17 protein-coding genes are annotated in these 21,770 nt (G+C 61.3%); 7 read left to right on the top strand and 10 right to left on the bottom strand.

The window, feature by feature from the left end; translation table 11 throughout:
• Nucleotides 1–155: 155 nt before the first annotated feature.
• On the bottom strand, nt 156–569 hold the full coding sequence (locus HKD28_RS01250) for a hypothetical protein (protein ID WP_194261540.1): 414 nt from the start codon (nt 567–569) through the stop codon (nt 156–158).
• Between the two features lie 169 nt (nt 570–738).
• On the opposite strand from HKD28_RS01250, the gene uvrB reads away from it, so the two are divergent.
• The 3 genes from uvrB to gshB all read left to right on the top strand — a co-directional run bounded on the left by uvrB (nt 739) and on the right by gshB (nt 4,530).
• Nucleotides 739–2,952, top strand: a complete 2,214-nt coding sequence (gene uvrB, locus HKD28_RS01245; RefSeq protein ID WP_328748844.1) for an excinuclease ABC subunit UvrB — start codon at nt 739–741, stop codon at nt 2,950–2,952.
• A gap of 1 nt (nt 2,953) precedes the next feature.
• Nucleotides 2,954–3,457 carry a transcription elongation factor GreB gene (greB, locus tag HKD28_RS01240; protein ID WP_194266555.1) on the top strand — a complete coding sequence of 168 codons (504 nt, stop codon included), beginning with the start codon at nt 2,954–2,956 and terminating at the stop codon, nt 3,455–3,457.
• Between the two features lie 95 nt (nt 3,458–3,552).
• On the top strand, nt 3,553–4,530 hold the full coding sequence (gene gshB / locus HKD28_RS01235; RefSeq protein ID WP_194266554.1) for a glutathione synthase: 978 nt from the start codon (nt 3,553–3,555) through the stop codon (nt 4,528–4,530).
• Between the two features lie 24 nt (nt 4,531–4,554).
• On the opposite strand, the gene HKD28_RS01230 is transcribed toward gshB, so the two are convergent.
• A complete protein-coding gene (locus tag HKD28_RS01230; protein WP_194266553.1) occupies nt 4,555–4,752 on the bottom strand; it encodes a hypothetical protein in 198 nt (65 codons plus the stop codon).
• 163 nt (nt 4,753–4,915) lie between these two features.
• Here HKD28_RS01230 and HKD28_RS01225 point away from each other — a divergent pair, with 163 nt between their 5' ends.
• The 3 genes from HKD28_RS01225 (at nt 4,916) to HKD28_RS01215 (ending at nt 7,809) form a co-directional block, all read left to right on the top strand.
• Nucleotides 4,916–5,596, top strand: coding sequence for a class I SAM-dependent methyltransferase (locus HKD28_RS01225; protein ID WP_194266552.1), 681 nt, complete (start codon nt 4,916–4,918; stop codon nt 5,594–5,596).
• An 87-nt stretch (nt 5,597–5,683) separates the two neighbouring features.
• Entirely contained in the window at nt 5,684–6,862 is a 1,179-nt protein-coding gene (locus HKD28_RS01220; protein ID WP_194266551.1) for a cbb3-type cytochrome c oxidase subunit I, read from the top strand.
• A complete protein-coding gene (locus HKD28_RS01215; RefSeq protein WP_194266550.1) occupies nt 6,859–7,809 on the top strand; it encodes a heme o synthase in 951 nt (316 codons plus the stop codon). The genes HKD28_RS01220 and HKD28_RS01215 overlap by 4 nt, the downstream gene beginning before the upstream one ends.
• 184 nt (nt 7,810–7,993) lie before the next feature.
• On the opposite strand, the gene HKD28_RS01210 is transcribed toward HKD28_RS01215, so the two are convergent.
• The 6 genes from HKD28_RS01210 to HKD28_RS01185 form a co-directional block, all read right to left on the bottom strand.
• Nucleotides 7,994–8,938, bottom strand: a complete 945-nt coding sequence (locus HKD28_RS01210) for a Tim44 domain-containing protein (protein WP_194266549.1) — start codon at nt 8,936–8,938, stop codon at nt 7,994–7,996.
• Nucleotides 8,938–10,269 (bottom strand): TldD/PmbA family protein, encoded by a 1,332-nt coding sequence (locus HKD28_RS01205; RefSeq protein WP_194266548.1) that lies wholly within the window; start codon nt 10,267–10,269, stop codon nt 8,938–8,940. Before HKD28_RS01205 ends, HKD28_RS01210 begins: the two co-directional genes overlap by 1 nt.
• Nucleotides 10,266–11,531, bottom strand: coding sequence for a M16 family metallopeptidase (locus HKD28_RS01200; RefSeq protein WP_194266547.1), 1,266 nt, complete (start codon nt 11,529–11,531; stop codon nt 10,266–10,268). Before HKD28_RS01200 ends, HKD28_RS01205 begins: the two co-directional genes overlap by 4 nt.
• 63 nt (nt 11,532–11,594) lie before the next feature.
• Entirely contained in the window at nt 11,595–12,995 is a 1,401-nt protein-coding gene (gene thrC, locus HKD28_RS01195; RefSeq protein ID WP_194266546.1) for a threonine synthase, read from the bottom strand.
• A gap of 23 nt (nt 12,996–13,018) precedes the next feature.
• Nucleotides 13,019–14,002, bottom strand: coding sequence for a hypothetical protein (locus HKD28_RS01190; protein WP_194266545.1), 984 nt, complete (start codon nt 14,000–14,002; stop codon nt 13,019–13,021).
• Between the two features lie 48 nt (nt 14,003–14,050).
• A complete protein-coding gene (locus HKD28_RS01185) occupies nt 14,051–14,350 on the bottom strand; it encodes a hypothetical protein (RefSeq protein WP_235993234.1) in 300 nt (99 codons plus the stop codon).
• 177 nt (nt 14,351–14,527) lie between these two features.
• Here HKD28_RS01185 and HKD28_RS01180 point away from each other — a divergent pair, with 177 nt between their 5' ends.
• Nucleotides 14,528–16,210: a tetratricopeptide repeat protein gene (locus HKD28_RS01180; RefSeq protein ID WP_194266543.1), complete on the top strand. Its 1,683-nt coding sequence runs from the start codon at nt 14,528–14,530 to the stop codon at nt 16,208–16,210.
• Here the strand turns inward: HKD28_RS01180 and HKD28_RS01175 are convergent.
• Nucleotides 16,191–19,040, bottom strand: a complete 2,850-nt coding sequence (locus tag HKD28_RS01175; protein ID WP_194266542.1) for a [protein-PII] uridylyltransferase — start codon at nt 19,038–19,040, stop codon at nt 16,191–16,193. The two genes, HKD28_RS01180 and HKD28_RS01175, sit on opposite strands and share 20 nt — an antisense overlap.
• Nucleotides 19,037–21,679: a DNA mismatch repair protein MutS gene (gene mutS, locus HKD28_RS01170; RefSeq protein WP_194266541.1), complete on the bottom strand. Its 2,643-nt coding sequence runs from the start codon at nt 21,677–21,679 to the stop codon at nt 19,037–19,039. Before mutS ends, HKD28_RS01175 begins: the two co-directional genes overlap by 4 nt.
• Nucleotides 21,680–21,770: the final 91 nt, after the last annotated feature.

Raw genomic sequence — 21,770 nt, 5'->3', positions numbered from 1 at the left:
TTATATTATTAGCTTATTGGATATTTTTCACTCATTATATGTTGGAGCGGTCGGTAAAAAGCTTTTCGTTTTAAAGATTGCTAGAGTCTGGCCCGTTAGCAAGTCGGGCCTGATCATGACTTTGCGCAATAGAGCGTGTCAGAATGTACGGAAAATCAGAAGATTTCCTTGATAAGGTCGTTGCCAATGCTGAACCCTGCGCCAGCTTCGACCGAGCGGGCAAAGCCGGAATTGAGGATATCGGAAATGAAATTGTTGTCGGGCAGGGCCTGAACCGGTTGGACGGGGATCTGCTGCGTCGGGGCTTGATAGGTCGTTGATGTGCCGTCATCGGGCTGCGCGTTGGACAGGGCTGCGTGAAGCTGCTGCAGAAGATTCGTGACCTGCTGCTGTTCCGCCTGAAAGGCGAGGGCGAGTTCACGCAGGTCGAGAGACCATTCCCGGGCCTGCATGTCACCGCTCTGGACAGCAGTCTGCATCTTGGACCCGAGAGCCTGAAGTGCCTGCGCGGTCTGCTGGGCCTGCTGCTGGAGCTGGATATAGGTCTGTTCGATCGTTTGGACGTCCATGACGGCTTTTCCTTCAAAGAGACATGGGCGTTGATAACGCCGGACGGCGAGTCTCTCCATCCCTTTCAGCAATAAAATGTCATAAAGATATGCGGGCGAAATGTTGTCCGGAGAGGCCTCTGTGCAGATGCCCCTTGCCCTGTGTCGCGCGGTTTCCCATCTTGCGATGATGGCCAAAAAACCGACCTCTTCCATTCGCAATGCTGCCTCCATGCCTCTGACGCAGTTTCTCCCTGAGAGGCAGCCCGTCAAACCCAAAACGCGCAGGCTTGTCGTTAAGTCGGATTACGAGCCCGCGGGCGATCAGCCGACGGCGATTTCGGAGCTTGTGCAGGGCGTTGAGGGCGGCGAGCGGGATCAGGTCCTGCTGGGTGTCACGGGCTCGGGCAAGACGTTCAGCATGGCGAAAGTCATTGAGGCGACGCAGAAGCCGACGCTTATTCTGGCTCCGAATAAGACGCTCGCGGCGCAGCTTTATGGGGAGATGAAGCAGTTCTTTCCGGATAATGCGGTCGAATATTTCGTGTCGTACTACGATTACTATCAGCCGGAGGCCTACGTGCCGCGGTCGGATACGTATATTGAAAAAGACAGCCAGATTAATGAGCAGATCGACCGGATGCGCCATGCGGCCACGCAGGCGCTGCTGGAGCGCAATGACGTTATCATCGTGGCGTCTGTGTCCTGTATTTACGGTATCGGGTCGGTCGAGACATATTCGAAAATGGTGGTGCGGCTTGAGGTTGGCGGTTCTATCGATCGCGAGCGGCTGATCAAGGCATTGGTGGAGTTGCAGTACCGGCGCAATGATGCGGCGTTCGAGCGCGGGACGTTCCGGGTGCGGGGTGAGCAGATCGACATTTTTCCGGTGCAGAACGAGGACCGGGCCTGGCGCGTGTCGCTTTTTGGCGACGAGATCGATCAGATCGTGGAGTTCGATCCGCTGACGGGAAACAAGACGGCGGATCTGGCGGAAATCAGCGTCTATGCGAACTCGCATTACGTAACGCCGCGTCCCACGCTCAATCAGGCGATGATCGGGATCAAGAACGAACTTCGCGGGCGTCTCCAGCAGTTCACCGAGGACGGAAAGCTGCTGGAGGCGGAGCGTCTGTCGCAGCGCACCACGTTCGATCTGGAAATGATCGAGACGACGGGTGCGTGTAAGGGGATCGAGAACTACTCGCGCTATCTGTCCGGGCGTGGTCCGGGCGATCCTCCGCCGACATTGTTCGAATATCTGCCGGAAGATGCGCTGCTGATCGTGGATGAAAGTCATGTCACGGTGCCGCAGATCGGCGGGATGGAGCGTGGGGACAGGGCGCGGAAAAGCGTGCTGTCAGATTACGGGTTCCGTCTGCCGTCCTGTATCGACAACCGCCCACTGGCTTTCGGGGAATGGAACGCATTCCGACCGCAGTCGATTTTCGTCTCCGCGACGCCGGGGCCGTGGGAAATGGAACAGACTGGCGGCGTGTTTGCCGAGCAGATCATTCGTCCGACGGGACTGATCGATCCGGTGACGGTTGTGCGTCCGGTCGAGGGGCAGGTCGATGATCTGCTGCATGAATGTCGGGACGCGATCAGCAAGGGCGGGCGGGTTCTGGTCACGACGCTGACCAAGCGGATGGCCGAGGATTTGACGGATTATCTGGGTGAGGCGGGCGTCAAGGTCCGGTATCTGCACTCGGACGTGGATACGCTGGAGCGGATCGAGATCATCCGTGATCTGCGTCTTGGGGCCTTCGATGTGCTGGTGGGGATTAACCTGCTGCGTGAGGGGCTGGATATTCCGGAATGTTCGGTTGTGGCCATTCTCGACGCCGATAAGGAAGGATTCCTACGGTCCAAAACATCGCTGATCCAGACGATCGGGCGTGCGGCGCGTAACGTCGATGGGCGTGTGCTGCTTTATGCGGACAAGATGACGGACAGTCTGAAATACGCGATCGAGGAGACGGCGCGGCGCCGGGCCAAGCAAACGGAATGGAACGAGGCGCACGGAATTACGCCGATGACGGTGCGGTCGAAGATCGGCGATGCGCTGTCCTCGGTGTTCGAGCAGGATTATGTGACGGTAGCACCAGACGGCTCTGGCGATACGGAGCAGTTTGTTGGCAAATCGCTGCCCGCGACGATTCAGGATCTGGAAAAACGGATGCGCGAGGCTGCGGCCAATCTGGACTTCGAACAGGCAGCCCGGTTGCGCGACGAGGTCAAGCGTCTGGAAGCGATCGATATGGGGCTGGAGCCGCCGCCGATTGCCAACTCGACTGCTGGACGTCCGGGTGCCCGAAAGGCTCCGAAGACGCCTGTTCCTCTGGGACCGGGCGGGGGAGGGTATGATCCGGCCAAGAAAAAACGCGGTCGGGGAGGTCGCTGAGATGGCTGAGAAAACGCCGTTGTCGCATTATCTGTCGCCGAAAGGCGCGGCTGTCATGCGGGCTGAACTGAAGGAACTGGCTCAGAAGGAACGGCCACGCATAGTGGAAATCGTATCCTGGGCGGCCAGCAATGGCGATCGTTCGGAGAACGCAGATTACCAATATGGTAAACGCCGACTGCGGGAAATCGACCGGCGGATGCGGTTTCTGGGTAAGCGGCTGGAAAACGCGGTGATTGTCGATCCTGCGGCCCAGACGACGCGAGATCGTGTGTTTTTCGGCGCGACTGTGACCTATGTGGACGAGGATGACGTCGAGCACACGGTGACGATCCTCGGTGTGGACGAGTCCGATCTGGCGCGTGGCGAGGTCAGTCTGGTCTCGCCGGTGGCGCGGGCACTGATGCGGACGCGGGTCGGGGACGTGGCGATGTTACAGACGCCGCGCGGGCCGGTCGAGATCGAAATCCTGAAGATCGCCTATCCCGTGGCGGTAGCGGCCTGACGTATGAACGCGCGGCAGGGGTGTGGCTTTGAAAAAGTACGACCTGCGTTTACACAGACTGTTCCACTCCCATTTCCCCGGACCGGAGTTTCCTGATGTCCCGTTCTCTTCGCGTTGCTGTTCAGATGGACCCCCTGGAGTCCGTCAATATTGACGGCGACTCCACGTTTGCGATGATGCTTGAGGCTCAGGCGCGCGGCTATGAACTGTGGGTCTATCCGGTGACGACGCTGAGCCTTGTCGAAGGACAGGGACGGGGCGGGCGTGTTCAGGCGCGGGCACGGCGAGTTGAAGTGCGGCGCGAACGTGGCAATCATGCGACGTTCGGCGAAGAGCAGGTTCTGGATCTGGGGCAGACGGATGTGATCCTGATGCGTCAGGATCCGCCGTTCGACATGGGCTACATCACGGCTACGCATATGCTGGAGCATGTGCATGGTGTGGGGGAGGGACGCTCGCTCGTGGTGAACGATCCGGTAGCGGTGCGGAACGCGCCGGAGAAGCTGCTGGTGACTCATTTTCCGCATCTGATGCCCCCGACCCTCGTGACATGGGATACGCGCGAGATTCTGGCGTTCCGCGAAAAATATCACGACCTGATCGTAAAGCCGCTGTTCGGCAATGGTGGGGCCGGGATTTTCCGGATCAAGCCGGATGATGAAAATCTGGGCGCGCTACTGGAGATGCATTTCGCACGTTCGCGTGAACCGCTCATGATCCAGCGTTACGAGCCGGCCGTGCGTCAGGGAGACAAGCGCATCATTCTGGTGGATGGCGAGCCGATCGGTGCGATCAACCGGGTTCCGGCAACGGGAGAGGCGCGCTCGAACATGCATGTCGGCGGCCGGGCCATGAGTGTGGAACTGACGGCGCGTGATCGGGAAATCTGTGAGTCGATCGGGCCATATCTGCGCGACCATGGGCTGATTTTTACAGGAATCGACGTGATCGGGAACTGGCTGACGGAAATCAACGTCACGTCCCCAACCGGTTTGCAGGAACTGGACCGCTTTGATGGCATCAACAGTGCGGGGCTGATCTGGGATGCGATCGAGAGACGCGTTCTGGCGTGAAGTCTGTCGGGGACGGGCTGCCGGTCAGGGCTGTCCGTCCTCTGAAGGAAGCCTGTGAGCGAAAGACGTCCGCGGTTCCTCCGGCGGAAGTTCTTTCACCTTGGGTGGCTGGTCCCGGCCGAAACGGTTGCCGAACCACTCCTCAAGATGTTTGCGGAAATACATGAAAAAGATGCTGCCCCAGGCCACGCAAGTGAACGCCACAAGGAAATAGATCAGCACGTTTGTCCTCCCTGGTCTTGTTCATGGCACGGGTTTGAAGGGTCATGCACACTGCGTGTCTTGCCAGATGCCTATCGGGGAGGGCAAGAAGGTGCGAATTGAACATGTTCCGGATAGCTCTGGTCTGCGAAGGCCGGGCGGACAAAGAAGGTCGCATATTACGATGTCCTCAACCCTTTCCCCGCGTTCGGCACTGGACGCGGAAGCCGTCAAGACGGCTTATCGTCGTTGGGCCCGTGTTTATGATACTGTTTTTGGCGGTATTTCGGGTTACGGGCGCAAGAGAGCAGTGGCTGCGGTCAATGCTCTGCCAGGCGAGAGGGTTCTGGAAGTCGGTGTCGGAACGGGGCTGGCCCTGCCGTCCTACTCCCAGAGCAAACGCATCACGGGAATCGATCTTTCCGAAGACATGCTTGAGCGTGCACGGATGCGGGTGCTTCAGGAGCATCTGACGAATGTGGACGATCTGCTGGAAATGGATGCGGAAGCCACAACGTTCGAAGATGACAGCTTCGATATTGCGGTGGCGATGTTCGTGGCCTCCGTTGTCCCGCACCCTGACCGGCTGCTGGCCGAACTCAAGCGCGTCGTGAAGCCAGGTGGGCACATTCTTTTCGTGAACCATTTTCTGGCAACAGGTGGGGTGCGTCTGTCGGTGGAGCGTGGCATGGCCCGGGCGTCGCGGTCGCTGGGCTGGCATCCGGATTTCGCCATTGAGTCGCTCCTGCCGCCGGAAGATCTGCGTCGTGCAACGCTGACGCCGGTTCCGCCTGCGGGGCTGTTTACACTCGTGACATTGCCGCAATGCGAGAGTAAAAGCGACACAGCAGCCCTGGTCGCCTGATCGGCGTTTGGTTCCGCATGTGTGTCGGCGCCGAGTATTCCGACGCTCGCTGCGGTATTCCTAAGTTCAGGGACCGACTACGCGATCATGACTTATCAGGCCGTCGATACTGCTCCGGATACTGGCTCGGACCGCTCAAGCCGCCGAGTCGGAACATCCTTCATTCTGCTGGCCCTGTTTGCAGGCCTGCTGGGTGGGTCCCTGGCCCTGCCAATTCTCCAGACACACCCCACAAGCGGACAGGCTTTCTGCCACGGTATTCTCATGACGTTTTTCGTCATGTGTCCTGCCGCGCTGGGCGGGTTTGGGCAGTGGCTTCTCCCGGCAGCGCTCGGGACTGACCGAACGGTACTTCGCGGACTGACGCTGGCGGGATTCGGTTTTCTTTCGGCAGGCGTTGTCCTTCTGCCCCTCCTGCCGTTCGTCGCGATGCTGCTCTGGTCTGCCGGTATTCTGGCCGTAGCGATTGATGTGATTACAACCTGCCTCGAAGGACGGATCTGCCGCTTCAGGGACATGGCCCCCCTGGCGTGGTCGCTTCTTGCAACGGCATGCAGTGTCGTTCTGGTGGCACCGGTTCTGGCGGCTGTCGTAACGCGCGGCATGACGGACGGGCTGACTACCGACGCCTTGATCGAGACCCTTCATCTGCCTGAAATGGCACTGATGCTGACCCCGGCACTCGGGCTGGTTACGTCAGCCCTTCTGTCACGTTCTGCCCGTGGCGGGGCATCATGGACGGTTGCACCTTATGTGTTCGGCGTGATGGGGATTGGCGGACCGCTGTTCTGGATGGATGGGCTGTATGGGTCTTTGGCATCCGGACTAGGGGCCAGTCTTGTTCTGGTGACGCAGATCGTGCCGTCAGTGGTGCTGATCGGGGCGCTGTGCCGGGATGTGTGGCAGCAGAAGCGTGATCTGGATGGAACTGCGCTGTGGGCGATTGGCAGCATTCTTCTGTTTGCGGCGGGATGGCTGTCTGACGCTCTGCCGGGTCATTCAGGCGACCATACGGCCGTGGCATTTGGTGGGATCATGGCGCTGTGTGGCGGGTTCTATGCCTGGGTTGAGGGGCTTCTCCCCGGTCGGGTGCCTACGCTGCTCAGCCGAGGTCATGCGGGTCTCATGCTTGTGGGCGCGTTTTGTTCAATCGTGCCGAGCGTGATGATTTATGGTGAGGTTCTGATGGGGCTCAGTCTCCTGGCCTTTGGGCTGGTGGGGCTGTTCTTGCTGAGGGAGACCGGGCGTGCCCGGGTCTCGGCATGAGCGATACGACAACACCTCTGGCCCCTTCGGGGGTTTTTTCCGTTCCGGGGAAGGATAATGATCCGTCCCTGCGCGAGTGGCTGGCACTTCTTAAACCGCGTGTGATTTCTCTGGTGGTGTTTACCGGGGCCGCGGGTATGGCCGTGGCGCCGCGTTGGCCGTCCATTCCCATCGGACTGATTACCATCCTGTGCATTTGCATCGGGGCAGGGGCCGCAGGCGCCATCAACATGTGGTACGACCGCGACATCGACGCGATCATGAAGCGGACGGTCGTGCGGCCTATCCCGGACGGGCGGATGCCGGAACAGGCGGCGCTGGTTTACGGGATCGTGCTGTCGGTTCTGTCTGTCGTTGTGCTCTGGCTCGCGACGAATGCGCTGGCAGCCGGTATTCTGGCGTTTTCGATCTTTTTCTACAGCGTCATTTATACGATGTGGCTCAAGCGGAGCACGCCGCAGAACATCGTAATCGGTGGGGCTGCGGGCGCGTTCCCGCCGATGATCGGCTGGGCTGCAAGCATGAATTCCATGGCGGTTCTGCCGGTCGCAATGTTTGCGATCGTGTTCCTGTGGACGCCGCCGCATTTCTGGTCGCTGTCGCTTTATGCCTGCAAGGATTACGACAAGGCTGGCATTCCGATGCTGCCGGTCGTGAAGGGCGCGCGCCATACGCGGTGGCAGATCCTGATCTATACGTTCATTCTTACGGCGGTATCGTTAGTGCCGACGTTCGTTCATGAAGTCGGGCTGACCTATACGATCGTGACCAGCCTGCTGGATCTGGGCTTCATTCTCTGCGCGTTTCGCGTGCTGATGGACAAGCAGGATGCAACAGGCGTGAGCCTGACGAAGGACAAGCCCGCGCGCTTCGCATTCCGTTACTCGCTGGCTTATCTGTTCCTGCTGTTCTGCGGACTTCTTGTTGACCGGGTTCTGATCGGATGACCATGACGACGGATGTTGATCTTGCCCGCAAGCGCCGGCTCAGCCGGATTACGGGGATTGTCAGCGGCGTGGTGCTGCTGGCCGTGATTTTTTACGTGATTACGCTGACACGGCTTTAAGAAGCGTTCAGGCAATAAAAAGGCCCGGAGTTTTGCTCCGGGCCTTTTTTGTTTGAGGAGCTTTTTCAGCCCGCCTGCTGGATAGCGGAGAGGATCCAGTTGCCCCGTCCATCAGCCCGGACGAAGGTCCAGAGCTCCGTTACGATCACGGGTTCGGTGGAACTGCCGTCAATGACATTGCCCATGGAGTCCGTCGTAACATCCGTCATGGCGTAACGCATGGCAACGGTGGCGTAGGTCAGATTGCCTTCACGCCAGGCTTCGGAGAGGTCACCGCGCTGGAACTGGACGTTGGACACGATGTTCCGTGCGCCACGGCTGGCGAGTTCGGAAAGCTGTGCGTTGAAATAGCCCGTCATTTCCGGAGTGGCCATGCTGGCAAGCGCGCGCATGTTCTGTGCGCTCCAGGCCGCCTGAATGTCGAGCAGAAGCCTCTGGAAGCTCGTATAGTCGTCATTCGTGAGCGTCACGGGTGTGCTGCCGCCGTTATTGCCGAAAGGCGAGGCCCCTGCGGGCATTCCTGTGGAACTGGCGCTCATCTGGTTCTGACGGCGATTGCCGAACAGACGCAGCACAAAAGCAATCAGGCCGCCGATGATCAGGACCTGAAACAGGAAGCCGAAGAACGATGTTCCGCCTGTCATGCCGCCCATCATGCCGTGGCCGCTCAGGAGACCGAAAAGCCCCGCACCCAGAAAACCGCCCGCAAAGCCGCTCAGGAACGGATGCCGGACCGGATAGGACGGTCTGTAGGCCGGAGCACCGTAACCCGGCATCGGACGGGCCGGAGCAGCATAGCCGGGTGCGCCGCCGTAATTGGGCGAGGGACGCGGGGTTGCGGACTGATCCATCGGGCGCGCCCAGCCGGGCGTGATGGAGGTGCGCGGCGGGGCGCTCCAGGTATGGGAGCCGCGGCTTCCGATAGAACTGCCGCCGCCCGGGCGCGCATCTGCCGTTCCGAAAAGGCAGAAGACCGCGAAGGCGATAGGGAGAAGTCGAAAATTACGCATCAAAGTCCTGCAATGTTCATGCCGTCGATCCGGATACTCGGCGCATTCACGCTTTGCCGGAACATCAGGTCACTGCCCGGAACCATGCGGGCAAACATGTCTTTCAGATTGCCCGCAACCGTGAGTTCGGCGACGGGTTCGGCAATCTCGCCGTTGCGGATCATGAAACCCGAAGCCCCTCGGCTGTAATCGCCGGTCAGCACGTTGACCGATGAGCCCATGAGTTCGGTGATCAGGATCCCTTCACTGATATCGGAACGCAGGGCTTCGGAAGAAAGGGTTCCGGCTGCGAGATGAAGATTTGTCACACTCGGGGAAGGCGGAGACGCGACCCCACGGCTGGCACGGCCATTTGTAGGCATGTTGAGCTGGCGACCGCTGCGGGAATCGAGCAGCCACGTCTGAAGGACGCCATCTGCGATCAGGTCCAGCGGCAGGGCGGCACAGCCCTCAGCATCGAACGGACGGGACGCCGCACCCCGGATGCGGCGCGGATCGTCATGCACAATGAGGCCAGCGGAGAGGATCTGCTTGCCAAGGCTGTCCTTGAGGAAGGACGTTCCGCGAGCGATGGCCGCGCCGTTGATGGCGCCAACCAGATGACCAAGCAGTGATGCGGAGACGCGCGGGTCGTAGATGACGCTGTAAGTGCCTGTACGGGGGCGGCCGGGATTGATGCGAGCCAGAACCCGCTCGGCAGCTTCGCGGCCGATGATGGTCGGGCTTTCGAGGTCTTCCAGATGTACGGCACTGCGATAAGCATAGTCGCGCTGCATCGTTGCCCCTTCGCCAGCAAGAACGCTGGCGCTGGTGGAATGAGCAGTGCGGCTGTAAGCGCCGAAGAACCCTGCCGAAGTGCCGAGTGCGACCGAAGTGCGACCATGTCCGGCGGAGGCGCCGTTGGTGTTGGTAATCCCCTCAAAGGACAGTGCAGTGTCCTCGGCTTCACGGGCGCGGACGAGGAGGTCGTCCATGCTGGGCGAGGAACTGCATTCCAGATCCAGTCCGGCGGCATCGAAACGGCCCTGAAGGGCGGATTCGGCCAGTCCGGCATACTGGTCTTCGGGGATGACGAGAGCCATGGCGCAGGCCTGTTCGGCCAGACGGTCAAATTCAGCCTCGTTCAGAACGCTTGTCGAAACCGTGGCAGCCCGTTTGCCGCGAAAGACGCGCAGCCCGAGCGCGACGCTTTCGGAGCGCTCGATGCCTTCGGGAACGCCTTTGCGGATCAGGGCGGATTCAGATTCATCACGGATGAAAATGGCATCCGCGTGATCTGCGCCGTGGCGGCGGGCCGCGGCGAGGAGGGCTTCGACGGGCGTTGTGGTCATGCGGCAAGCCTTGCTGTGATGTCCTCCAGGGAGGGCATGGTGCCGACGGGGCCGATTGCGGTAAAGGTCGGCGTGCCGGAGAAAATGGTCTGGGCGACGCGCAGGATGTCGGCTTCTGTTACAGCGTCGATTTTCGCAACGGTCTCGGAAGTCGGAACCGGGCGGTTATGGACCTGGATCTGGCGGGCAAGCTGTTCGCAGCGGCTGCCGGTGCTTTCCAGCGACATCAGAAGCGAGGATTTGAGCTGGGCGCGGGCGCGGGAGAGTTCCGCTTCGCTCAGGCCGTCCTGAAGGCGCTTGAGTTCGTCGATCATGACGGGGACGAGTTCGGCAGCCTGATCCTCGCCCGTGCCAGCATAGAGGCCGAACAGGCCGCTGTCGCTGAAAGGGGAGGCGAAGGAATAGACGCTGTAAACCAGCCCGCGGCGCTCGCGGATTTCCTGAAACAGGCGAGAAGACATACCGCCGCCAAGCAGGGTCGAGAGGATCATGACCGCGTAATGGTCGGGGTGCAGGTAGCTGACCGAGGGGAAGCCCATGACGAGATGGGCCTGATCCAGTTCTCGCGTCGTGCGGAGTTCGCCGCCCTCATAGGCCGCGGCGCGGGGGCGGGGCGTCTGATGGGATGGCAGGTCGCGGAAATGCTCCTTCACTAAGTCCACAACGTCCTGATGGTGCAGGTTTCCGGCAGCAGCAATCGTGATGTTGTGGGTCGTGTAGTGCTCGCGCATGTAGGACATGAGCGTGTCGCGCGTCATGCTCGACACGAGCTCTTCCGAGCCCAGTGTGGGGCGGCCCATGGGCTGTTCGGGGAAGGCGCGTTCCTGAAACTGGTCGAAAATAATGTCGTCGGGGGTGTCGTTGGCCTGACCGATTTCCTGAAGGATCACGCCGCGTTCGCGCTCGATTTCGGCATCGAGGAACGTGCTGTGGGTCAGGATGTCACCGATGATGTCCACGCCCAGAGCCAGATCGTTCTTGAGCAGCTTGACGTAATAGGCCGTGGTTTCGCGGGCCGTGTAGGCGTTGATGTAGCCGCCCACGTTCTCGATATCTTCTGCGATCTGCGCGGCGGAACGACGCTCGGTGCCCTTGAAGGCCATATGTTCGAGGAAGTGGGAGACGCCGTTATTGGCAGCGGTCTCGTCGCGTGTGCCGATGGAGACATAGGCTCCGAAAGACACGGTTTCAACGCGGTCCATCCGTTCGGTGATGATGGTCAGGCCGTTATCGAGTCTGGTGACTTCAATCGTATCGGGCATGAGGTTCCGTAATGTCGAAGGAAGGCAGGCTCCCCGGATGGAGAGCCTGTGTTTTTCTGAAGATCAGGCGCGTTTGATGTGAGCGCGGACAGCGTCCTGAAGACCAGCGATCTGACTGTCCATGCACTCGTAACGCTCGGTGCGCTCGAACAGGTCGGACAGGTGCGGCGGCAGTTTGGGATGAATGCCGGTAGCAGCAGTGACGGCATCCGGGAACTTGGCAGGATGAGCCGTGGCAGCCGCCACCATGGGGATGCCGGGCTCCTGAAAGCGCTTGCCGACGGCGAGGCCGATCGCACTATGTGGGTCTGCGAGATAGAGGCTCTCGTTGTAGAATAGTCGCATGGCCTCGCTGGTCTGTTCGTCAGTGAGGGTCATGCCCTCGAAGACGTCCTTCATACGGGTCCAGGCGTCGTGCGGGACGGCCATGCGACCAGTCTCGCGGAACTCGCGCATGATGGCGGCGCAACGCGTGGAATTGCGGTCCAGCAGTTCGAACAGCAGGCGCTCGAAATTGGACGAGACCTGAATGTCCATCGATGGTGACAGGCTTGGTTCGACACTACGCACGCTCATATCGTTGTCGATGACGAAGCGCGTCAGAATGTCGTTGCGGTTGGAGCCGATGCAGAGCTTTTTGATGGGAATGCCCATCTGCTTTGCGGCCCATGCGGCGAGGACATTGCCGAAATTGCCGGTCGGGACCGAGAAGGAGACTTCGCGGTCCGGAGCGCCAAGCGCGAGAGCTGCGCGGACATAATACGGGATCTGGGCGGCGATACGGGCCCAGTTAATCGAATTAACCGCTGAGAGCGAGACTTCGTCACGGAAAGCGTGGTCGGCGAACATCGCCTTGACCAGATCCTGACAGGTATCGAAATCGCCTTCGACGGCAATATTGAGGATGTTGTCGTCCTGAACGGTCGTCATCTGGCGCCGCTGGACGTCCGAGGTGCGGCCCTTGGGATGCAGGATGACGACGGAGAGGCGTTCGCGGCCACGGCAGGCTTCGATGGCGGCCGAGCCCGTGTCGCCGGAGGTCGCGCCGACGATCGTAACATGGCGGTTGCGCTGGGTCAGGACGTGATCGAATAGACGGCCGAGCATCTGCATCGCCATGTCTTTAAAGGCGAGCGTGGGACCGTGGAACAGTTCGAGGGAGTAGAGGTCCTGCTCAACTTCGACCAGCGGGACGACAGCGGCATGGTCGAAACCGGCATAGGCGTCCCGTGTCATGTCGCGCAGGGTGTCGACGTCGATTGCGCCTTCCGTGAAGAGGGCGATGACTTCGGCTGCGAGGTCCGGATAGGAGAGCGCGCGCCATTCACGCAGGGTCTGCGGGCTGATCTTTGGCCAGCTCTCCGGCATGTAGAGACCGCCGTCTCCCGCAAGGCCAGCGAGAAGGATGTCAGAGAAATTCGGGGCGTCGGCGGTCAGCTCGCCGCGGGTCGATCGGTAGCGCATGGGGGATTTTATATCACGTCCTGTCAGGGCAAGGCGATGCGAAGAATGTGCGTTTTGCCATCTTCCGTGGCGAGCACGGCCATCTGGTGGCTGTCGGAGACTGCGGGCGCGCCTGCATCATAAAGACGAGGGTCTGTGAGGATCCGCAGAGGAATACGGTCAGTGCCGAATTTCAGGATGCTGCCGACGGTAATGTCGGAGAGGTAAAATATGTTGTCCGGCGTCAGGGTTTCGCCGCCAATGCCAGGGGTTGTCCGCCATTCAGTAATGCCGTCAAGCTGCTCGACGGGCGTGAATTCCGTGTCGGTCAGCAGAGCGGTGTCGATGCGGGACATCGGGCCGCAGGCGGGCTGATAGAACAGCCATTGGCCTTTTGCATCCAGAAGCAGGAAGCGCACATTGCCACCCGCAATGGGGCGTCCGTCTGGTCCCATCCGGGGCTGACCGGCGCGCAGGAGCGGATGACGCCCGGTGAGAGAAGGATCATAGGACAGGAAACGCTTTGCGTTGCCAGTCTTGAGATCAACCGCGACGAGAGCAGGTTTGCCTTCGTCGGCCAGATAGGCCTGCGTACCGTGAACCTGAAGCGCGACAAGATTGCTGCCCGCAATCGCGGCACCTGTCAGTGGGAGGCGGGACTGGGCCGCTCCATCCGGGGACATGCGGATTAGGGTGGGAGTTTTCTCTGTCGAAAGACCCCACAAATCGTCGCCTGAGGTCGTAAGTGCGCTCAGTGGTTCGGTGGGAACGTCGGGGCCGGACAAGGGAGCCGGCGTGTTGGTGGCATCGATCCGAACGGGATGTCCGCTGGCATCAAGCGCGAGATAGGTTCCGTTCTTACCTGCAAGCAGCACGGTGGATCGAAGGCCGGGGAGTGCTGCGTCGGCTGTGATGGAAGCCTGAGTGGGAGAAGCCTGCCAGGGGTGATCCGCTCTGGCGGGAGAGGCGCTCAAGGCCAGTGCCGCCAGCCCTGTTGCGGCGGCGACGTGCAGGAGACGGGTTTTCATAGGACTGACATTGCCTTGCCGGACGCATTTGGCAAGGATGAAGTGGACTCAGGAGTTCGCTTCGGTTTTTTGTTTGAGAGTTTTCTGAGGCGTCGGAAGGGGCCCCTGACCATCAGAAATCGGGCTCTTTATCGGTCCAGCAGCATTGCTAAGTGCGGACGGGGCGGGCTTGGGATTGGAGAGCCAGGGAGAGAGTTCCTGTTCAATCGGGAACAGGACTGCGGCATGCATGAGCAGCGCGGCTTCGACGGTCAGGCATTCGATGGACCAGCGATTGTCTGGCATACGGGAGATATAGTGGCCGGAAGCTGTACGGCGTACTTCGATGGGGAATGTGCGGGTGGTCATTCCCTGCCGGACAGTCGCGTACACCAAGCCCGGCACAGGACCGGTTCGTTGCTCAAGATGCATTGCTGAAAAACCTCTGCTTCTGTCTCGGACTTACAATATTGACCAGAGAATCGTGAAAACTTCGTTAACACTATCTTTGGGAATTTTTAGGATTTTCCGGAGCACGAAGAATTGATGACAGTGCTATTTTCTCCTGATCCCACAGAAACCGCTTTCGCTTGTTTCGACGCAGGAGACCTCTCAGGCGCGGAGGAGGGCTTTCGCGCCATTCTGATCGTCGAACCGGGACAGCCGGATGCTCTGCACGGTATGGCGTGTCTCGCCCGAGCCCGCGGGCAAAGTGCTACAGCAGTCGCCTTGGTGGGGCGTGCCTTGCAGAAATCGGCTGTTTCTCCCGATCGTAGGGCAAGGATGCACATAACGCTGGGCCTGGCCTTGCTTGAACAGGGTCATACTGAGGCGGCGCGGGCAGCATTGCATGTGTCCGTACTATTACAGCCTGCCGATCCGCGTGCCCACGCTGCGCTTGCGGAGGCCCTTGCAGGGCTGGGGCGTCGAGGCGAAGCGCGGAAGGCTTTGCAGAAAGCAGCTGCTCTGCTGGCAGATAAAAGTAATGTGAGAACCCGAATCGGGGAACTTTTTCTCGATGACGGTTTGGTGATGCAGGCGGTCGAAGAGTTCCGGCAGGTCGTGCGCGACAGGCCCGGTGACGGCGCAGCGCTGGCCAATCTGGGTGCCGCTCTTTTCGCTGGAAATGCTCTCGATGAAGCAGGAGACGTTCTGTTGCAGGCCTGTGAACTCGGTGCTGGGACTGCGGAGACGCTCAACAGTCTGGGTCTTGTGCAGATGGCGCGGGGCGAGCTTGCGGCGGCGTGTGGCACATTAGGCCGGGCGTTGGAGTTACGTCCTTCGGATGCGCGGATTGCCAACAATCTTGGCACGATTCTAATGGAAATCGGGCGCGTGGAGGATGCGGAGGCTCTGTTCCAAATAATCATGGTCCGTGAAGCGGGAGAAGAAGCCGAGCGGGCGCGCTTCAACCGGGCGACCGTTTTATTGGGGCAGGGACGGTTTGCGGAGGGCTGGCCGTGCTTTGAAAGCCGTCGCTTGCTTCTGGGACTGGTTTCGGACAGCCCGCAGTGGGATGGCTCGGCGGGAGAGGAGCCTGTTGCAGTCGTGGGAGAGCAGGGACTGGGCGATGAGGTTCAGTTCCTGCGGTTTTTGAGACAGGCGGCGCGGCTCCGTCCGTTGCGTCTGCGGTTCCGCACGGCCGCGCTGGTGGGACTGATGCCAGAGCTGGAACAGGAGCGGATTTTGCCAGCGGAAGGGCCTGTGGCGGCGGAGATCAGCCTGTTAAGTCTACCGGCTGTTCTGGGGCTTGAAGCGCCACCTTCTATTGAGCCCTATCTTGCGGTTGAAGAAAAGTCTGAGGCGGGGCGGATCGGACTCTGCTGGTCGGGAAATCCGTCTTATCGCTTTGATCGCAGACGCTCGGTTCCCATCGGATGTCTGGAAATTTTGCGACAGGTTCCCGGGATACGGTTTGTGGCGCTTCAGCCCGGCGATGCACCGGAATGGATGGAGCGCGTATCACTTGAAACTTCTGAAGATCTGGCGCGGGAAGTGGGGCGGTGTGCGCTGGTGATCAGTGTGGATACGCTGGTGGCGCATATGGCAGGAGCATTGGGGCGTCCGCTCTGGCTGCTGAACCGTGAAGGCGGGGACTGGCGCTGGAAAGACGTAAACTGGTACCGCGATGTCCGTCAGTTCCGCCCGCCCGCTGGAGCGGGCATCGCTGAAGGATGGTCGGTTGTGCTGGAGGACGTGACAGCGGCGCTCAGTTTGCGGAAGCGGTGACCGGAGGACTTGTGAGGGATGCCAGCAGGGTTTCGCGCAGACGGGCAAGACGGACCGGATCGGTAATTTTCAGGCCCAGCAGGTCCCGCACATAGAAGACGTCCACGGCGCGCATGCCGTAGGTCGTGATATGGGCCGAGGAAATCTGGAGGGACTGGCTGCTAAGCGTTGATGTGATGTCGTGCAGCAGGCCGGGGCGGTCGCGTCCGTTGACCTCGATGACGGTATGACGGTCCGAAGCCGTGTTGTCGATGACGACGCGGGGTGGGACGTGAATCGCGCGCATCCGGCGCGAAGTGCTGTGATGGCTGGCGTCTTCAATGCCCTTGCGGATGTCGAGGCGGCCCGACAGTGCCTGTTCCACGAGATGGTTGAGGCGCCCGAGTTGATGGGGCTCCTCGAAGGAACAGCCTTCGCCGTCCTGCACCCAGAATGTGTCGAGCGCCATACCATCGCTCAGCGTGTGAATACGGGCGTCCACGATGGAGGCCCCGGCGACCGCGAGGGCTCCCGCAATCTGTGAGAACAGGCCCGGATGGTCGGCGCAGAGGACGGTGAGTTCGGTAACGCCGCGTTCGGGGATCGGGAAGGCTTCGACCGTCACAGGAGAGCGATATCGGTCCGAATCGTGGACCATGCGGGCGTGGCGCATCTGGGTATCGGTGTCGAAGCCGAGCCAGTAGCTCGGGTAGCCGAGTTCCAGAAAGCGTTCGATGCTACTTTCAGGCAGCGTGCCAGTGAGGCCATCCCGGGCCAGGTCCCGGGCATGGTTGACGCGGCTGTCGCGTTCGGTGGCAGCCAGTCCGCCTTCCAGAACCTCGGCAACGCGGGAGAAAAGCTCGCGCAGAAGCGTTGCTTTCCAGGCGTTCCAGACTTTTGGGCTGACGGCGCGCATGTCGGCGATGGTCAGCAGAAGCAGCAGGCGCAGGCGTTCGGGAGACTGAATGGTGTCGGCGAGGTCGAGAATCGTGCGAGGATCGTCGATGTCGCGGGTGAAGGCGGTCTGGGAAAGCAGAAGGTGGTGCAGGACCAGCCAGGAGACGGTGTCGGTTTCTTCAGGGTCGAGTCCGAGTTGTGGACAGATCGTCAACGCAAGATCGGCACCGATTTCGGAATGGTCGCCGCCGCGTCCCTTGCCAATATCGTGGAGCAGAACCGCGACGTAGAGCGCGCGGCGGGAGCGGAGGTCGCTGGCCAGCGTATAGGCCAGCGGGATCTCGTCCGCCATGCGACCGGCTTCGATCTGACCCATCATCCGCACAGCTTCGACGATGTGCTCATCGACCGTATAGATATGATAGCTGTCGAACTGCATCTGCCCGACAACGCGGGACCAGTCCGGTAGAAGACGACCGAGAAGGCCGGTTTCATTCAGGATCGGGAGCCAGAACGGTACGGCTTTGGTGTCGTCCGCACTCGGCTCGCAGAGCAGATCCAGAAAGATTTTTGCAGTCTCGGGATCGTCACGCAGGGTCACGGCATGGCGTTCGTTGCGGATGATCTGCTGCATTGCGATGGGATGCAGCGGCAGGTCGTGACGACGCCCGCAATCGAGCAGGCGAAACATCTCGCGGGGCTCGTCTGCGAAAGTGACGGGCTCGATCGGACAGATGCGCCCGGCGATGGTCTGGAACTCTTCGGGTCCGGGAACGATTTTGGGCGGCTCGCCGGTGGTCTGATCCTGAAGATGCATCAGCACAACGGGTTGCAGCACGCTGGTCAGGCGCATGACGTCGCGGGCGGTCAGGAAGTAATGCCGCATGAAGCGTTCAACACCGCGCTGTCGGCCGTGCGTTGCATACCCCATACGACCGCCGATGACGGGCTGGACATCGAAGGTCAGGCGTTCTTCTGCGCGGCCGGTGATGTAGTGCAGATGCAGACGAACGGTCCACAGGAAGTCCCACGAGCGGCGAGCACGGTGTGCTTCACGTTCCGTCAGCAGGCCGAAAGACGCGAAGGAGGGGGTCTGGGGTGCTTCGGCGGGTGCACCGTTGCGGTCCGGTGTCGAGACGGCACAGCCTAGAGCTGCACGACCCATCCAGTTCAGGGTTTGCAGGTCCCGCAGGCCACCGCGGCCCTCCTTGATGTTCGGCTCAACCATGTAGGGATTGTCGCCGAAGCGGCGGTGACGCTGTTCGCGCTCGCCGATCTTGCCCATGACGAAGTCGCACAGACGATCGTTTTGGAGGTCAGCACCCAAGGCGCATCGCAGATTGCGGGCGAGGGCGCGGTCGCCGTGGAGGAAGCGCAGGTCCAGCAGAGCCGTGCGGATCGTCAGGTCGGTATCGGCGTCGCGGACGCATTCTGTGATGGAGCGCGTGGCATGACCGACGCGCAGACCGAGATCCCACAGGGCGTAAAGAATGAACTCGATCCGGGCCGTCATGGCGGCTGAGGGATCGCCGGGGATCAGAAACAGGATGTCGATGTCGCTGAAGGGGGCGAGTAGGCCCGCGCCGTAGCCGCCGGTGGCGCAAAGACAGAGCGTTTCGCCGGGAGCACCGTGTTTCTGCGCTGCGAGATCGGCCAGAGCGCAGACCATGTCGTCGGCCTGACGGGCGAGCGCACGGGCGGCATCGATTCCCGAGATCCGGCGCTTTTCAAACTGATAGCGGACGGAAGCGTTTCCGCTGCCGAGATGCCGCCGCAGGATGGAGAGCACGGCTTCGCGGCTTGTCTGGCCCTGTTCCGCAGCCGTATCGAGAGCGCTCTGCAGGGAGGAGGCCGGGTCATACGGGAGGGGGGCGGTTCGGTCAGACAGGGGCTTATCCGTATCGTCAGCGAAGGAAAGAGGGAGAGTTTCGCCCCAGAAAGAGTTTTCTTTCAAGTGCCGTTTCCTGAGGCAAGGCGTTTCAAAGAGTATAACGCATCCAGCGCGTCCCGGGGAGAGAGATCGTCGGGGTTCAGGGCGTAGAGTGCGTCCTCCAGCGGAGTGGAGGCGGGAGGTGTGGCAGGTGCCGCCGACTCTGGCTCCGCAACGGCTTCAAACAGCGGCAGAGACGAGCGGGAATCGGCCTGTTCGCGCTCGAACTGGGTCAGAAGACGGTTGGCACGTGTGATGACGGAGGGCGGGATTCCCGCCAGTTTTGCGACATGCAGGCCCCAGCTCTTGCGAGCGGCACCGGGGCGGACTTCGTGCTGGAAGATGACCTCGCCGCGCCATTCCTTCACGGCCATCGTGTAAGGCGCGAGGCGGGGCAGGAAGTCGGTCAGCGCGCCGAGTTCATGGAAATGTGTGGCAAAGATTGTCCGCGAGCCAAGCTGTGTGTGCAGGGCTTCGAGCGTGGCCCATGCGATGGACAGACCGTCGAGGGTTGCGGTGCCCCGTCCGATCTCGTCCACGACGACAAGCGATTTCGGTCCGGCCTGATTGAGAATCGCGGCCGTCTCGGTCATTTCGACCATGAAGGTGGAGCGGCCCCGGGCAAGATCATCCGCTCCGCCAACGCGGGAGAACAGACGGTCCACGACACCGATCTGCGCGGATTTTGCCGGGACAGGCAACCCCGCCTGAGCCAGGATCACGGCCAGTGCCGTCTGGCGCAGGAAGGTCGATTTACCCGCCATGTTCGGCCCCGTCAGCAACATGGCGCGGTGTTCGGGGGGCAGGGCACAGTCATTGGGGATGAAGCGGGCGTCCGCGCTTCCCGACTCGGCCAGCGCAGCTTCCACAACCGGATGTCGGCAGGCGACAAGACTGAACTCCGTGCCATCCGTGACAACGGGGCGGCACCATGATCCACCTTCGGCGAGCAGACCGCAGGAGCGCAACACGTCGGCGAGGGCGAGGAACTCCGCCACCTCATCAAGGGCCGGGGTTTGGAGAATGCGGGCGCAGAGTTCGGAGAAGATGCGGCGTTCCAGCGCAGAGGCTCTGTCGGCGGCTTCGAGGATCGCACGATCCAGACCGGCAAGCTCTTCGGTGGAGAAGCGGGCGAGACTGGCAGTCCCTTGGCGGAACGAGAGTTCGGGGTTGTCGCGCAGTTTCGCGCCAGCCGCGGACGGGACTTCGATGACGTAGCCAAGCTGGGCGTGGTGTTTGATTTTCAACGTCGTGACGCCGAATTTTTCGGACAGTTCGCCCTGCATGGCGGCGATGATGCGGCGGCTTTCGTCACGCAGGCCACGATAACGGTCCAGTTCCGTATTGTAGCCGGGTGCGATGAAGCCGCCGTCTTCGATGCGGGCGGGCAGGGTGTCGGCGACAGCAGCCTGAAGCTGCTCCAGTAAGGTATCGGCGCGGCCGTACAGACCAGCGGTGAGTGTACGGATCAGCGTGGGCGTTGACGCATCGCAGACGGGCTGGAACAGGGCCGTTATGTCGTTGGCGGCGATCAGCGTGTCGCGGATCGCGGCGAGATCGCGCGGCTGCCCGCGCCCAGCGGAGATGCGGCCAAGGGCACGGGCAGGATCGGGCGTGCGGCGCAGAATATCGCCTAACGCACTGGACAGGTCGGGAATAGACTGGAGCCAGAGCCAGCCATTCTGGCGATCCGTGATGGTGGTGGCATCCGTCAGCGGAGAGGCGAGCCACTGGGCCAGAAGGCGCGAACCTGCGGCTGTAGCGGTGCGGGTGACAGCGCCGAGAAGGCTGTGTTTCGTTTCGCCGTCACGGGTGCGGAGAATATCGAGGCTGGCGCGGGTGGCGGGATCAATGCCCAGCACACCGTCCGTGCCTTGCGGAATGGGACGCGACAGGCGCGGGAGCGCTCCGGCCTGACTGCGTTGGACGTAGTTCAGGGCAATGGCGCAGGCAACGGCCTGTTCGGGCGGAAAGTCCCCGAGGGCATCGATCTGGGCAACGCCATAGGCGCGGGCGACGAGGGTGCGGGCGCTGTCGAGCGTGGGCGGGACGGCGACGGGGGCCAGTCGGTTCGCATAGTCGGGCGGGATGAGGTTGGGTTCGGACAGGATTTCGGCGGGGTCCAGCCGCGCCAGAAGTTCCGGCAAAGCGGCATCGCTGACCGAAGCCGTTTCGAAGGCGCCAGTGGAAATATCGATCCAGGCCGCGCCGATCGTTTTCGCGCGTTTTTCAGGACTGCGGGCGAGGGCGAGCAGGAGATTGGCGCGTCCGGCTTCGAGCAGTTCGTCTTCGGTCAGGGTGCCGGGGGTGACGACGCGAACGATGGCACGGGCCAGCGGGCCTTTCTGAGGCTTTTCGCCCTTTTTCGGCGGGGTTTGCGTCTGCTCGGCGACAGCGACGCGAAAGCCGCGGCGGATCAGCCGCGAGAGATAGGCCGGGGCAGCCGCGACCGGGACGCCACACATGGGGATCGGCTCGCCCTGATGTGTGCCGCGGGCTGTCAGTGCGATGTCGAGCGCCATGGCGGCCGCCTGTGCGTCGGCAAAGAACAGCTCGTAGAAATCGCCCATGCGGAAAAACAGCAGGGCATCGGGTTCGCGGTGTTTGAGATCGAACCACTGGGCCATCGCAGGGCTGGCGTTTTCGGCGGTAGGCAGGGGCATGAAGGTGCCGATGGGTCCGGTCTCCGGGTTGTCAGGTCGGGGAAGGGGAAAACAATGCCTTGGCAATACCGTCTTCCTGCCGGTGTGTGAA

Origin of the sequence: Gluconobacter cadivus (assembly GCF_015244745.1) — a bacterium.
Taxonomy (GTDB): Bacteria; Pseudomonadota; Alphaproteobacteria; order Acetobacterales; family Acetobacteraceae; genus Gluconobacter; species Gluconobacter cadivus.
This window is presented reverse-complemented; position numbering and strand designations above follow the sequence as displayed.